Below are 13,146 nucleotides of genomic sequence, written 5' to 3' on the forward strand. Positions count from 1 at the left end.
TGGCCGGCTCAGGCGTGGGGCTCCTCCACGAGCTCCGACTCCACCGGAAATTTCACCTCGAACTCCGTGCCGACGTCACCGATCGCATCCGACATCGCGGTGGTGACGATGACCCGGTCGTCGTAGACCTGCCGAATGCGCACTCGATGTCCCCGATGGACGAATCGGCCGAGTAGGAGAGCGAGACCGAGGTCCTCGAGTGCCTCCTCGGCAAGGTGCCAGTCGTCGACCGCTGCGAGCGGTCGACCCAGACGATCGATCGGGACCAGCTTCGGTGCAGCGGTTTCCATATCGATCCACCCGACGATCTCACCATCGTCGCGCCGATGCGGAATCCAATGCTCAGGTAACCCGGTCACGGTGAGTTCTCCGATGCGGCTCGATCACGATGCGACGGTGTCGGACCATCCGATCACAGGCCCAACGCATTCGGCGCGCCGACACCGGTGGGTCACACGTAATGACCGACGACCCAACCCCGCCGGGCGTCCGGGCCCACCTCGTCCACCTCGACACCGTCTTGGAACAACCCCTTCTGGACGACAGTTCCGTCTGCGACCGCAGACTGCCACGCTCTGATCGGTCCCTCACCCCACGGCTTGTGCGGCAACATGTCATCGAGCACGATCACCGTGTCGGCGCGGCTCAGACGTTTCATGTTGCGGAGGTCGGCGATGGCGACCTCGTACGTGTGCCCGCCGTCGATGAAGATCAGGTCGAATGTGGCATTCTCTGCAGTGTCGGCGAATTCCGGAACCGTCCGCGTCGAGTCACCGACGATCAAGGTGTGCCGGCCGGGGAACTCGTCGTCGATGTGCCGTTTCGCCGGAGTCGAGTACTCGTGTGCGAGCAGATCGAACGACGTGACGTGTGCGCCGGGGTTCGCGCTGAGAAAAGCGTGCGCGGACAGACCGGCGTTGAAACCGATCTCGGCGATGCTCCTGATTTCCGCACCGCGACTCCGGGCTTGCAAGAAGTCGATCTCTTCGGCGCTGACGGACCCTTCGACGAACTGACCCTGTGAACGGGCGTCCTCGACGACGGTCAACAGACGCTCAACGCCCACGTGTCATCTCCCACATCGTTCGAGCACTCGATCGACCTCGTACAGCCGACAGACATCTGACGAACAGCTTTGCACAGCTGGAGGGGACACATGCGCGAAAGGCGGCGGATGAATGTCCGGATCCGATGTCACGACGTGACCGTGTCGGTATCGTCCAACACCTGTTCCACCAGGTCCACCGCGTTCTGAGCCCCGTGCTCACTGTCGATCTCGTCCGCGGCGGCAGACGCGTTGTCCCGGTACTCGGGGGCGGTGATCGCCGCGGTGATCGCGTCTGCGAGACCCTCCGATGACAGCCGTGGACGCGGGATGGTCGCCGAGCAGGCACCCATACGCGTCAGGCGCGTTGCCCAGAACGGTTGGTCCCCGCCCGGTGACGGAACGGCGACGCTCGGTCGCCCGGCACGAAGCGCTGCCGCTGTCGTCCCTGCTCCGCAGGAATGGACGATGGCGGCCATCCGCGGGAAGAGCCACTCATGCGGCATCGGACCGATCAGGCACAGCGAGTCGTCGTGGGGCTCGGGAAAGCGGGTACCTCCCGACTGGATGATTCCTCGGACACCAGCCAGCCGGAGTCCGCCGTATACCGCCTCGGCCAGTGCACCGGCGGCAGCATCGGGAAGGATGAGGCTGCCGAATCCGACGTATACCGGCGGCGGCCCGGCCGCGAGAAACTCGACGAGCTCGGGGGTTGGGCGCCAGCCCGGAACAGGACGTGGCCACCGGTAGCCCGTGACATCAAGTCCTTGCCGCCAGTCGGCGGGCCTCGCCAGCACTGTCGGTGAGAACCCGTGCAGGATGGGCCATTGGTGATCGGTTCGGCATCGACGCGAGGCACGGGCCGAACGCCGCGGCAGGCCCAGTTCGTCGCGGAATCCGGCGATCGTGCTGCTGTAGATGCGGTCGAACCACCGCGTGAGCGATGTCCCGACTGCGCGGTTCACCACGGGGCCGCCGTTCCAACCGCCGACCAGAGCGGGCGGGAACTCGGCCGTGGTCGACAGCGGCTGCAGGCGTAAACCCATGCTGGGAACGTCGCGAGCCTCGGCCAGTGGATGTCCGGCCAGTTCCGCGAATGGGGTCATGAGGACGATGTCGGCAGGCACGTCCTCCACGGCCGCGAGAAGGTTACGGCCGAGTTGCCGCATTCCGGCCGGCTTCACCATCTGCATGGCCAGCTTCATCGGGTCTTGTGTACTCCGATCCGCCGAGGTGTCGAGCGTGAAATCGACCGGTATCGCGGCGAGATCCAGCTCGGTGACCTCGTCGGCCAGCTCCGTGTTGGTGGTCATGGTCACGTGGTGTCCGGCATCGGTGAGAGCGCATCCGACATCGGTGAGGGGCATGATGTCACCGCGGGATCCGTACGCGGCTATGAGGATCACTGCTGCCACCTTGCGTGCAGGACTTCCCAGCGTCGCGGTGCCGGGGATCATGGATCAACCGTTCTGGGCGCGGCGCCTACATCACCTGGGTGTGAGCCCGCCCTCGCTGGCTCGGACAGCGCTCACCGCGGACGACCTCGCCGCCGCGATCACGACCGTGGTCACCGATCCGTCCCACGGTCGGAATGCTCAGGACCTCGCCGCTCGCATCGGGGCGGAGGACGGTCCGCGGCACGCGGTGGAGGTCATCGAACGGTTGTTGGACGGGTACGAGACCCCGACGACGAGGTGACGAGACATCCCGGGGCCGGCATTGCCGCCGACCCCGGGATCACGTCGCGGAGGGGTCAGTGCTTGGCCGGTTTGCAGGCCGCACGGTAGTCGTGAACCGGTTTTCTCGCCGCCCGCAACTCCTGGACCTCTTGCTTGTGTCCCTTGCGGAAGCTCTTCCATTCCGTCTTGCGCTGGTCCTTGGGCAGAGTGCGCACCTTGGCGATCTCCGCGGCCAGGTCCGGATGCTTGGCGAGCACGGCGGCGATTTGCGGCGCGGCTTGTGCCTTGGCTGCCGCCTTGGCCTGGGGATCACAGTGCGGGGTGTCCGCCGATGCCGTTGCCGGGATGATCCCGGCCAGGCCGATTCCGACAGCGATGGTCGCTGCCGCGCCGACGCGACGGGTCCAGGTCATCGTCGATGGATGGGTGATGGTCATCTGAGATCTCCTCGGTTCTGGTGTTCGGCGAAGGCGATACCTCCGATGCACAACCTGCCGAGTGATTCTGAGAGACATCTGAAATAGAGGGACAGCGCAGACCATCTTCACCAAACCTTCAGGAGATCTCGCACCCGCCCGGCTCACACCACCAGATCGATCAGCAGGATCACCACCAGTGCTCCGACCGACAGGACCGTCTCCATCAGTGACCAACTCTTGATGGTCTGCGGGACGCTCAGACCGAAGAATTCCTTGACCAGCCAGAACCCCGCGTCGTTGACGTGCGAGAAGAACAACGATCCGGCACCCACCGCCAGGACCACCAGCGCGGTCTCCGTGGTACCGAGATCAGCGACCACGCCGGTCATCAACGTCGATGCGGTGATGGTGGCGATGGTCGCGGATCCCGCCGCCACGCGGATCAGCATGGCCAACACCCACGCCAGCAACACCGGAGGAATGCTGCCCTTGGCTGCGACCTCACCGAGCATCGTCCCGATCCCGGTGTCCACCAACACCTGTTTGAACGCACCGCCCGCTGCGACGATGAGAACGATGCCGGCGATCCCCGGCAACGACTGTTCGGCTGCGGTGGAGATCTGTTTGGCGTTCATCCCCGATCCCACGCCGAAGGTGAACATCGCGACCAACGTCGCGATGAGGAGCGCGACGATGGGCGAGCCGATCACGTCGAAGGTCTCGCGAACCGGTGACGTGTCGTCGGCGATCGCCACATCGACGATCGCTTTCGCCATCATCAGCACGATCGGGAGCAGGACCGTGGCCAGGGTGACGGCGAAACCGGGTCGCTTGTCGGTGGAACCCGTGGCGTCGTCCGCTCGACGGTCGAAGCGATCTGGTGTGGGTACATCCACCCATCGCGCGGCCACACGTCCGAACAATGGACCGGCCAGGATGGTGGTGGGAATGGCGACGATCACCCCGAACATCAGGGTGGTGCCCAGGTCGGCCTTGAGATAGTCGACCGCCAGCAACGGGCCCGGGTGCGGTGGGACCAACCCGTGCATCGCGCTGAGGCCAGCAAGCGTCGGGATCGCGATGCTGATCAACGACATCTGCGCCCTTTTGGCGACGAGGCAGATCACCGGCATCAACAACACCAGGCCGATCTCGAAGAACATGGGCAGGCCGATCACCGCGCCCACGAGCGCCATCGCCCACGGCAGCGTGCGACGTGAGGCGCGGTCGACGATGGTGGCGACCAGCCGGTCGGCACCTCCGGAGTCGGCCAACAGCTTTGCGAAGATCGCTCCCAGTGCCACCAGGATGCCGACGCTGGCCATCGTGTCGCCGAAGCCCTTGGAGATGGAGTCCAGCAACACTTTGCCGTTCTCGGGGGTTGCATCGGTCTTCACCAACGGCATGCCGGCGATGAGGCCCACCAACGCGGCACCCAACAGCAGCGAGATGAACGGGTGCACCTTCAACCACAGGATCAGCACCACGATCACCACGATGCCGGCGACCGCACTGACCGCGAGCACCGCGTCGGATGCGATGGGAGCCGGCAGCGTGGATTCGGCAGCCAACGCGCGCGCGATCACGCCGTCACCTCAGCACCCTCGTCGCCGACACCGACATAACGGTCGACGATGTCGTTGATGGGCAGCGACACGTCCACGGTCACGCCGGCCTCGGCATCGCCCAGCGGCTCCAGGGTGTCGAACTGCGAGTCCAGCAGCGCAGCGGGCATGAAGTGTCCCGGTCGCGACGCCTGTCGAGCGGCGATCAGCTCGCGCGAACCGCTCAGATAGAGGAACTGCACCCCTGTGTCCGCGTCGACACCGCTCCGGAGGACATCGCGGTAGGACCTCTTGAGCGCCGAGCAGGCCACCACCCCACCGGTCGTCCTGTGCTCACGCAACCAGCCGGCGATCGTCTCCAACCAGGGGGTCCGATCCGCGTCGTCCAGCGGCACACCCGCGGCCATCTTGTCGATGTTGGCCTGCGGGTGCAGGTCGTCGGCGTCGGCGAAGGGAACCCGCAGACGCTGTGCGAGTGCAGCTCCGACGACACTCTTGCCCGAACCGGAAACGCCCATCACCACGACCAGACGGTGATCTGGTCGGGTCGTCGACGCTGACGAGGTGGACTGTGATGACATGGATGTTCACCGATCTGTGTAGTGACGTGTGACACACATGGTGGCTTAATCATCAGATTATTACAAGGGTTCGACGTATATCGTGCGATTCATATCCGATGCGTGCCGCTGATGACATGATGTGGACATGACCCGCGGAGATCGCAGTCACCCAGATCGACCCCGTGGCGCGCGCGCGACGGGGTTACACGACACCGTGACCAACACCTTCGGTCGACGCATAGTCTCCGGTGAGCTCGCGGCCGGGACGGTGCTCACGCTGGAATCCATCCAGGAATCCGCGGGGGTGTCGCTCGGTGTCGCGCGCGAGGCGGCGCGGGTGCTGACCTCGATGGGCCTGACGACGGCCCGACGCCGCGTGGGGCTCACGGTCCAGCCCCGCTCCTCGTGGAATGTGTTCGACCCGATGCTGATCCGGTGGCGAATGGACTCGGGCGACCAGGTGGAGCAGTTGCTGTCGATGTCGGATCTGCGGCGCGGTATCGAACCTGCCGCGGCAGCCCTGGCCGCACAACGAGCCTCTCCCGAGGACTGCAGCGCACTGTCCGCGGCCGCGCTGGACATGATCGTCTTCGGTCGTGAAGGGGACCTGGAGAAGTATCTGCAGGCCGACATCCGGTTCCACCGGACCATCCTCGCCGCGACCGGCAACGAGATGTACCGCGCCCTCGGTCCGATCGTCGCCGAGGTACTGGCCGGTCGAACCCATCACGGGATGATGCCCGCCGACCCCAACCCTCTCGCGATCGCCATGCACGAGGAGGTGGCCACCGCCATCCGGCTGGGCGACTCGGCGACCGCGGAGGCGACGATGCGCAGGATCATCACCGAGGCTGCCGACGCCGTGGCGCACGAGTTCCGCTGATCACCCGGCCACGGGATGCGGTCAGATCGCCGCGTTCACCGCACGCTCCACCGCTTGCGGGTCCGCAACCGTCAGCACCAGGCGGTCGAAACCCGCCGTCCCGTCGAGTTCGATCACCACGTTGTCGACCGGATCGCTCACGTTCCAGAACGTGGTCTCGCCGCCGGCGCGAAACGTTCCCGCATACTTCCCCGGAACGCGCAACCCCGGCCCCCGGCGACCCTTCGGCTCACGCCGCACGCCGGTGTCGGCGGTCGCGCCACGGACCGCTCGCAAGGGTGTGTCGATTCGTCGCCGGAAGCTCCACAGGCGGTCCAGACCGCCGGGTCGCACGATCAGCTGGTCGCCCTCTATGGTCACCGTGTTCATCCCTGGCCCCTTTCCTCGATCCCGGCTCGACGAAGCACGGCCTCGCCGAGTGCGTGCGCGTTCAGTCCTCGCGCGTCCAGCAATGCCGCGAGCTCGGCTCGTACCGCGGGATCGGCAGGCGCGAGGTCCATCAAAGCCACTACCACCAGATCAACGGGGACCGCGGCCGCCCGGAGTGCCGACAGGAACAGTCCCCGTTTGCTCCCGAACGCGTTGTAGAGGCTTGCCCGTCGGATCCCCGTAGCCGCGAGCAGCTGATCCATCGACGCCCCGTTGTACCCGTACTCGGTGAAGACCGTGGTTGCAGTCGTCACCACCGCGTCGGTGTCGAAGGCCCGAGGTCGAGGCATGACACCGATATTAGACTGAATGGTCAAAAAGGCAACACCGGGGTGACGTCATCGCGGCCCGCGAAGTTTTAATAAGGTAATTTCATGAGTTCCGATATTGACACCGACGTGTCGACCTTGCTTCCGCGCTGGGACCCCGAGGAAGTCAAGCGCTCGCGACTGAAGGCTCTGGGGCGCCTCATGCGCCGCAAGCCGCCACTGACCCAGTCGTCGATCACCGTGGTCGATCAACCGATGCTCAAGCGCGCCATCAGTGCCGCAGCGCTGGGCAACACCATGGAGTGGTTCGATTTCGGCGTCTACGGCTACCTCGCGGCCACGCTGGGAAAGGTGTTCTATCCGAGCGCGTCGAGCAGCGCCCAATTGCTGGCGACGTTCGCCACCTTCGCCGCCGCGTTCATCGTGCGCCCGCTCGGTGGCCTCTTCTTCGGGCCGCTGGGCGACAAGATCGGTCGTCAGAAGGTGCTGGCGGCCACCATGATCATGATGTCCATCGGCACCTTCGCGGTGGGCCTGATCCCCAGTTACGGATCCATCGGCATCTGGGCTCCGATCCTGCTGCTGGTCGCCCGGATGGTTCAGGGCTTCTCGACCGGTGGCGAATACGGCGGCGCGACCACCTTCATCGCCGAGTACTCCCCCGACCGTCGACGCGGATTCCTCGGCAGCTGGCTCGACTTCGGCACGTTCATCGGCTACTCGCTGGGTTCGCTGATGGTGACTGTGCTCAATGCCGGCCTGGGCGAGGACACGATGATCGACTGGGGCTGGCGTATCCCGTTCTTCATCGCCGGGCCGATGGGTCTCATCGGCCTGTACCTGCGGTTGAAGCTCGAGGACACTCCGGCGTTCCGTCAGCAACTCGACGAACACGACAAGAAGGTGAAACAGAACGAGAGCAGCGGCCACAAGATCGGCGAGATCTTCGTCAAGTACTGGCGCGGGCTGCTCATCTGCATCGGCCTCGTGATCCTCTACAACGTCACCAACTACATGATCACGGCTTATCTGCCGACCTACTTCACCGACGTGGTGGGACGTAGCCAGCTGACCAGCGACCTGCTGGTCTTGCTCTCCATGCTGATCGTCGTCGCCAGCATCGTGTTCATCGGACATCTCAGTGACCGTTTCGGTCGGCGACCCATCTTCGCGGCCGCCGCGATCGCGCAGATCATCCTGGCGGTGCCGGCATTCTGGCTGTTGAGCATGCACTCGTTGTGGGCGCCGATCATCGCCTGTGTCGTCTTCGGTGTCATCCTGGCCTGCTTCGCCGCTCCCACCGCGTCGACACTGCCTGCCCTGTTCCCGACCGCGGTGCGCTACGGCGCACTCTCGATCGGGTTCAACATCGCCGTCTCGGCTTTCGGCGGCACCACGCCGCTGGTCACCTCGGCGTTGGTCAGTGGAACCGGCAACAATCTGATGCCCGGGTTCTACCTGGTCATCAGCGGCGTGATCGGTCTGATCGCGGTGGTCTTCCTGCGCGAGACGGCCACTCACCCCTTGGAGGGGTCACCGCCACAGGTCGACGATCCCGAGGAAGCGGCCGAGGTGTACCGGGATGCGAAGGACTACGCCGATACCCACCCCGTCTAGGCCCGGATGGACGACCCCGGGTCACAACACCTGCGAGAGGAAGCTACGCAGGCGTTCGGAGGCTGCATCGGTGAAGAGCTGATCGGGTTCACCGGTCTCGACCACCGCCCCGTTGTCCATGAACAGCACGTTGTCGGACACGTTGCGGGCATAGCTCATCTCGTGGGTCACCACCACCATGGTCATCCCCTGCTGGGCGAGGTCGGCCATCAGACCCAGCACGCCCTTCACAAGTTCGGGGTCGAGGGCCGACGTGGCCTCGTCGAAGAACATGACCTGCGGCTCCATCGCCAACGCCCTGGCGATGGCGACGCGCTGTTGCTGCCCGCCCGACAGCCGGCTCGGACGGGCGTCCGCCTTGGCGGTGAGACCGACGATCTCCAACTGTTGCAAGGCCAACGCCCGCGCCCGCTCCTTGTCGAGGCCTCGTAGCTTGCGCGGACCCAGCGCCACGTTCTCGGCCACGGTCTTGTGCGGGAAGAGGTTGAACTGCTGGAACACCATGCCGATTCGGCGGCGCAGGTCGTCGGGGTTGTCCTTGAGCACCGATCGCCCGTCGAGCAGGATGTCACCCGCATCCGGCTCGTGCAGCCGGTTCAAGACCCGCAACAGAGTCGATTTGCCCGACCCGGACGGACCGATCACGGTCGTGGTGGTGCCCGCGTCGACCTGGATGTCGACTCCGCGCAACACCTTGTGGTCACCGAACGACAGGTGCAGATCGGTGCCCGTGAGCGACACGGCCTCGCGTGTGGTGGGTTCGGCGGACACGCCGATCACCCCTTTCCTGGCGTCGCACCGGGAGTTCCGGCGGGCAGCGGTTCCGGCTCGGCCTGAGTGGGTCGCCCGGTACGGAGTCTGTGGTCGATGTAGTTCACCAGGTGTGTCAACGGGATGGTCAGCACCAGGTAGATCAGTCCGGCAGCGACCAGCGGCGACAGGTTGCCGGTCTGTGCGTTGAGGTCACGACCCACGGCGAACAGCTCGCGCTGGCTGGCCAACAGACCCAGGAAGTACACCAGCGAGCTGTCCTTGATCAGGCTGATGAACTGGTTCATCAACGCGGGCAACACCCGCCGCACGCCCTGGGGCACCACCACCAGTCGCATGGACTGTCGGTAGCTGAACCCGATGGCCCGCGACGCCTCCAGCTGTCCGTCGTCGACGCTCTGGATACCGGAACGGAATATCTCCCCGATGTACGCCGCGGCCAATAACGCCAGTGCCACCGCACCCAACCAGTACGGATTGTTCCCGGTCAGATTCTTCACCACCGGTCCGATACCCAGACCGACAACCAGGATCACCACCACCGCGGGTAGACCACGGAAGATGTCGGTGTAGATGCGGGCGGGCCACCGCAGCCAGCGCGATCGGGAGATGCCCGCGACGGCCAGGACCATGCCGAGAATCGTGCCGAGAACCCCCGAGACCACCGACAGGATCAACGTGTTGGGCAGACCGGTCTTCAACAGATCGGGCAGAGCCTTGGCGTAGAGATCCCAGCTGAAAAAGGTGGTGCCGAGCTGTTGCAGAGTGCTCTTCGGCTTGGCCGCGTTGTCGGTCTTCGGAGCCTTCGCCTCGTTCTCTCGCGCGATGGCTGCGATGTCGGGTAGCCGTGGTGCGGGCGCGGCCTTGCTGCCCGGCTTCCAACCCTTGGGCAGCTCCCGCGGCACCCAGTCGGTGTAGAGCTTGGCGTAGGTACCGTCGGCGATGATCGCGTCGAGGCCGGAGTTGAGCGCCTCGGTGAGCTTCGGCTTGTTCTTGCCGACCGCCCACGCCACGAAATTGTTGACACTGAACGTGTTCTCGGCGATCGTCGTGCCGTCGCCCGGGCGGATCGCGCCCTCGGCCTGCTGCGAGGGCGCCACCCAGGCGTCGATCTGCCCGCTCTTGAGGTTGGCGTACGCGGTCGCGTAGTCGGGGAACTTGACCGCCTCCAGGTGCAACGTGTTCTGCACGTAGTCGTCCTGCACGGTCCCCTGCACCACGCCGATGCGGGTCGACTTCGACAGGTTCGCGAATCCCTTGATCGACCCACCCGCGGGCGCGACCAACGAGAAATAACCGAAGTCGTAACCGTTGGTGAAATCGACGGTCTTGCGGCGCTCGTCGGTGGTGGTGATCGAGGACGACCCCACGTCGAAGCGGTTGTTGGCAACCTGCGAGAGGAGTCCGGAGAACTCCGTTCCGGAGAACTGGATACGCAGCTTCAACTTGGCGGCGATCGCCTTGAGCAATTCGTTGTCGAATCCGGTGAAGGAACCCTTGCCGTTGACGCAGATGCTCGGTCCGGCATCGGACAACGTGCCCACCGAGATGGTGCCCGGATCCAGCAGACCCAACGCATCGACGTCTATCTGATCGACCGGCGTCGTCGTCGCGGTGGTGTACTTGTCCTCCCCGCCCTGTTCGGCCGCCGCGAGGTTGACCGGCGCGGCCGACGCGGACGCCAACCCCGCCGGGGCACAGCTGTCGGCAGCCGGTGCCGCGGATGCTCGAGATGCCGGCGCCCCGAGCACCGCGACGGCGGCGAGCAGCGCTATGGCCAGGACCAACGCCGCGCAGCGAGCGATCGCGGACGTCGGCGAGCTGAGATCGGCGGATCGGCGTGACAGCACCGACGGATATTAGCCACAGACGGGTAGCGGCAACCAACTTGCAATCAGTCCGAGCGCAACACCCGAACGCCGGTGTCGACGAACAGTACATGGCCGGAACCCACGAGAGGGTGGCCGCGCAATTCTCCGAACCGGGCACCCACTCATCGCTCGATCTTGTCGTGGATCTGCGATCATCACTGCGTCGGGTCACCATCGCAGAACCCGGGAGCAATCAGGGTGGACGAGACGACAGCCACGGATCGCACGACGGATTCGCCCGAATGGGTGCCCGCGATGGCGTGGGTGCCCGTCGGGGCGGCCGCCGTGGGATTCTGCGCGGTACTGCTGGCACTTTCCACCCGATACGGCTATCACCGCGACGAACTGTACTTCCGCGTCGCCGGGCGCCACCTGGCGTGGGGATACGTCGATCAGCCACCCTGGACGCCTCTGCTGGCCCGGATCGGCGTCGATCTGTTCGGTGACACGGTCATCGGGCTGCGTGTTCTCCCGGCCGTCATCGCGGGCATCATCGTGGTGACCGCAGGGCTGCTCGCCCGGGAACTCGGCGCGACGAGGGGGGCCCAGGTGCTGGCCGCCGGAGCCGTCGGTAGCACGACGATGGTGCTGCAGGTGGGCCACATGTTGTCCACCCCCACCACCGACATCGCGATCTGGTTGGCGATCGCGGTGGTGTTCGCCCGTATGCTGCGCACCGGACAATCCCGTTGGTGGGTGGCCGTCGGGCTGATGGCCGGTCTGGGTGCGTTGAACAAGTTCACCGTGTTCCTGTTGGTGGCCACGTTGGTGATCGGAGTGATGATCGTCGGTCCGCGCGACGTCCTGCGCTCGTGGTGGGTGGCGGTCGGCGCGATACTGGCCGTCCTGATCATCAGCCCCACCCTGGGATGGCAGGCAGCGCAAGGATTTCCACAGTTTGCGGTGGCGTCGTCGATTGCCGACGACGCCACCACCAACCGAATCCTGTTCTTTCCCATGCAGATCCTGATCGTCGGCCCGCTGCTCGCCCCGATGTGGGTTGTCGGGTTGTTGGCACTGTGGCGTGATCCGGGGTTGCGCCGGTTTCGCGCGTTCGGTGTGGCCTATCCTGTCGCCGCGGTGGCGGTGATCATCGGGGCAGGCAAGTTCTACTACGTCTTCGGATTGCTGGCCGTGTTGCTGGTCACGGGGGCCGCGCCCACCCTGCGTTGGCTACGACGTGGTGGTGCACGTCTGGTGATGGCGTCGGCCGCGGTGGTGATCACCCTGATCACCAACGCGCTGATCGGACTACCGCTACTGCCGGCAACAGCGATCGGGGTGGTCAACGCGGCGGACAAGGAACAGGGCGAACAGATCGGTTGGCAGTCGTTCGCCGCGACGGTGGACGGTGTATGGCATCAGATACCGGAGAGCAGTAGGCCGACGGCGGTGGTGTACTCGGACAACTACGGTGAGGCAGGAGCTCTGGATCGGTACGCCACCGACCTCATGCCGTACTCGGGACACATGAGTTTCGCGAACTGGGGACCACCCTCCGACCGGGAGACCGGCCCCGTCGTCGTGGTCGACGGTGGCCATCCGCACCGGGCGCCTGCATATTTCACCGACTGCCGGCACGCCGCCCGCATCGACAGTGGTGTCGACAACGACGAGCAGGGCACCGGCGTGTGGCTGTGCACCGGACCGCACCGTCCGTGGTCGGTGCTCTGGCCACACCTCCGCCGAACGTGATCGTTCTGCTCCGCCGGCATCGACTCACCGCTCCCGACGACCGCCGAGGCCTGCTGTATATTCCCACCCGACGTCGGTGTGCTCCGGGGCGATTCGGGTCCGGAGCACCGAGAGAGGGAATCCGGTGCGAGTCCGGAACTGCCCCGCAGCGGTGATCGGGAACGACGCGACAGAGGTGCACTGGCTCCGGCCGGGAAGCAGTCGCCGGTAGGTGGCATCGGGTGTCCGATGCCGTGCCCGAGAGTCCGAAGACCTGCCGCCGTTGGCCGCGGCGGATGCTGCGGCCACTCATCGGCCTCGTGGGACATGGTCGGTGCGGTGCCCTTGTCGTCGGCTGGCA

Annotated in this window: 14 protein-coding genes and 1 riboswitch; of the genes, 4 read left to right on the top strand and 10 right to left on the bottom strand. The window is 65.5% G+C overall.

Annotated features, from left to right (window positions below):
• Window positions 1-8: 8 nt before the first annotated feature.
• The 3 genes from BW971_RS16590 to BW971_RS16600 all read right to left on the bottom strand — a co-directional run bounded on the left by BW971_RS16590 (window position 9) and on the right by BW971_RS16600 (window position 2,412).
• Entirely contained in the window at window positions 9-290 is a 282-nt protein-coding gene (locus BW971_RS16590; RefSeq protein WP_234974450.1) for a hypothetical protein, read from the bottom strand.
• A 161-nt stretch (window positions 291-451) separates the two neighbouring features.
• Window positions 452-1,066: a class I SAM-dependent methyltransferase gene (locus BW971_RS16595; protein WP_076481846.1), complete on the bottom strand. Its 615-nt coding sequence runs from the start codon at window positions 1,064-1,066 to the stop codon at window positions 452-454.
• A gap of 128 nt (window positions 1,067-1,194) precedes the next feature.
• A complete protein-coding gene (locus BW971_RS16600; RefSeq protein WP_143690428.1) occupies window positions 1,195-2,412 on the bottom strand; it encodes a glycosyltransferase in 1,218 nt (405 codons plus the stop codon).
• A 28-nt stretch (window positions 2,413-2,440) separates the two neighbouring features.
• Between BW971_RS16600 and BW971_RS21725 the strand changes: the two genes are divergently transcribed.
• Complete coding sequence (locus BW971_RS21725) at window positions 2,441-2,743, top strand: glycosyltransferase (protein ID WP_200799464.1); 303 nt, start codon at window positions 2,441-2,443, stop codon at window positions 2,741-2,743.
• A 55-nt stretch (window positions 2,744-2,798) separates the two neighbouring features.
• Here BW971_RS21725 and BW971_RS16610 read toward each other — a convergent pair whose 3' ends face one another.
• From BW971_RS16610 to BW971_RS16620, 3 genes are all read right to left on the bottom strand, one after another.
• Window positions 2,799-3,161, bottom strand: coding sequence for a hemophore-related protein (locus BW971_RS16610; protein WP_076481850.1), 363 nt, complete (start codon window positions 3,159-3,161; stop codon window positions 2,799-2,801).
• 143 nt (window positions 3,162-3,304) lie between these two features.
• Window positions 3,305-4,726 carry a GntT/GntP/DsdX family permease gene (locus BW971_RS16615; protein WP_143690438.1) on the bottom strand — a complete coding sequence of 474 codons (1,422 nt, stop codon included), beginning with the start codon at window positions 4,724-4,726 and terminating at the stop codon, window positions 3,305-3,307.
• Window positions 4,726-5,226, bottom strand: coding sequence for a gluconokinase (locus BW971_RS16620; RefSeq protein WP_083710229.1), 501 nt, complete (start codon window positions 5,224-5,226; stop codon window positions 4,726-4,728). Before BW971_RS16620 ends, BW971_RS16615 begins: the two co-directional genes overlap by 1 nt.
• A 190-nt stretch (window positions 5,227-5,416) precedes the next feature.
• On the opposite strand from BW971_RS16620, the gene BW971_RS16625 reads away from it, so the two are divergent.
• Entirely contained in the window at window positions 5,417-6,154 is a 738-nt protein-coding gene (locus BW971_RS16625; RefSeq protein ID WP_076482120.1) for a FadR/GntR family transcriptional regulator, read from the top strand.
• A gap of 21 nt (window positions 6,155-6,175) precedes the next feature.
• On the opposite strand, the gene BW971_RS16630 is transcribed toward BW971_RS16625, so the two are convergent.
• Window positions 6,176-6,523 (bottom strand): hypothetical protein, encoded by a 348-nt coding sequence (locus BW971_RS16630; RefSeq protein WP_076481855.1) that lies wholly within the window; start codon window positions 6,521-6,523, stop codon window positions 6,176-6,178.
• On the bottom strand, window positions 6,520-6,873 hold the full coding sequence (locus tag BW971_RS16635; RefSeq protein WP_076481857.1) for a TetR/AcrR family transcriptional regulator: 354 nt from the start codon (window positions 6,871-6,873) through the stop codon (window positions 6,520-6,522). Before BW971_RS16635 ends, BW971_RS16630 begins: the two co-directional genes overlap by 4 nt.
• Window positions 6,874-7,053: 180 nt before the next feature.
• Between BW971_RS16635 and proP the strand changes: the two genes are divergently transcribed.
• Entirely contained in the window at window positions 7,054-8,469 is a 1,416-nt protein-coding gene (gene proP, locus BW971_RS16640) for a glycine betaine/L-proline transporter ProP (RefSeq protein WP_327201774.1), read from the top strand.
• Between the two features lie 21 nt (window positions 8,470-8,490).
• Here proP and BW971_RS16645 read toward each other — a convergent pair whose 3' ends face one another.
• Both BW971_RS16645 and BW971_RS16650 read right to left on the bottom strand, forming a co-directional pair.
• Complete coding sequence (locus tag BW971_RS16645) at window positions 8,491-9,240, bottom strand: amino acid ABC transporter ATP-binding protein (protein ID WP_076482125.1); 750 nt, start codon at window positions 9,238-9,240, stop codon at window positions 8,491-8,493.
• Between the two features lie 5 nt (window positions 9,241-9,245).
• Window positions 9,246-10,991 carry an ABC transporter substrate-binding protein/permease gene (locus tag BW971_RS16650; protein ID WP_407701233.1) on the bottom strand — a complete coding sequence of 582 codons (1,746 nt, stop codon included), beginning with the start codon at window positions 10,989-10,991 and terminating at the stop codon, window positions 9,246-9,248.
• Window positions 10,992-11,309: 318 nt separating this feature from the next.
• On the opposite strand from BW971_RS16650, the gene BW971_RS16655 reads away from it, so the two are divergent.
• Entirely contained in the window at window positions 11,310-12,806 is a 1,497-nt protein-coding gene (locus BW971_RS16655; RefSeq protein ID WP_234974451.1) for an ArnT family glycosyltransferase, read from the top strand.
• Between the two features lie 57 nt (window positions 12,807-12,863).
• Window positions 12,864-13,081: riboswitch (cobalamin riboswitch) on the top strand.
• Window positions 13,082-13,146: the final 65 nt, after the last annotated feature.

The organism is Williamsia sterculiae (assembly GCF_900156495.1).
GTDB classification, from domain to species: Bacteria; Actinomycetota; Actinomycetes; order Mycobacteriales; family Mycobacteriaceae; genus Williamsia_B; species Williamsia_B sterculiae.

Coding starts and splice junctions, on each gene's coding strand:
- BW971_RS16590 (WP_234974450.1), bottom strand. CDS start 290: ATGGAAACCGCTGCACCGAAGCTGGTCCCGATCGATCGTCTGGGTCGA.
- BW971_RS16600 (WP_143690428.1), bottom strand. CDS start 2,412: ATGCCCCTCACCGATGTCGGATGCGCTCTCACCGATGCCGGACACCAC.
- BW971_RS21725 (WP_200799464.1), top strand. CDS start 2,441: ATGAGGATCACTGCTGCCACCTTGCGTGCAGGACTTCCCAGCGTCGCG.
- BW971_RS16610 (WP_076481850.1), bottom strand. CDS start 3,161: ATGACCATCACCCATCCATCGACGATGACCTGGACCCGTCGCGTCGGC.
- BW971_RS16620 (WP_083710229.1), bottom strand. CDS start 5,226: ATGGGCGTTTCCGGTTCGGGCAAGAGTGTCGTCGGAGCTGCACTCGCA.
- BW971_RS16625 (WP_076482120.1), top strand. CDS start 5,417: ATGACCCGCGGAGATCGCAGTCACCCAGATCGACCCCGTGGCGCGCGC.
- BW971_RS16630 (WP_076481855.1), bottom strand. CDS start 6,523: ATGAACACGGTGACCATAGAGGGCGACCAGCTGATCGTGCGACCCGGC.
- BW971_RS16635 (WP_076481857.1), bottom strand. CDS start 6,873: ATGCCTCGACCTCGGGCCTTCGACACCGACGCGGTGGTGACGACTGCA.
- proP (WP_327201774.1), top strand. CDS start 7,054: ATGCGCCGCAAGCCGCCACTGACCCAGTCGTCGATCACCGTGGTCGAT.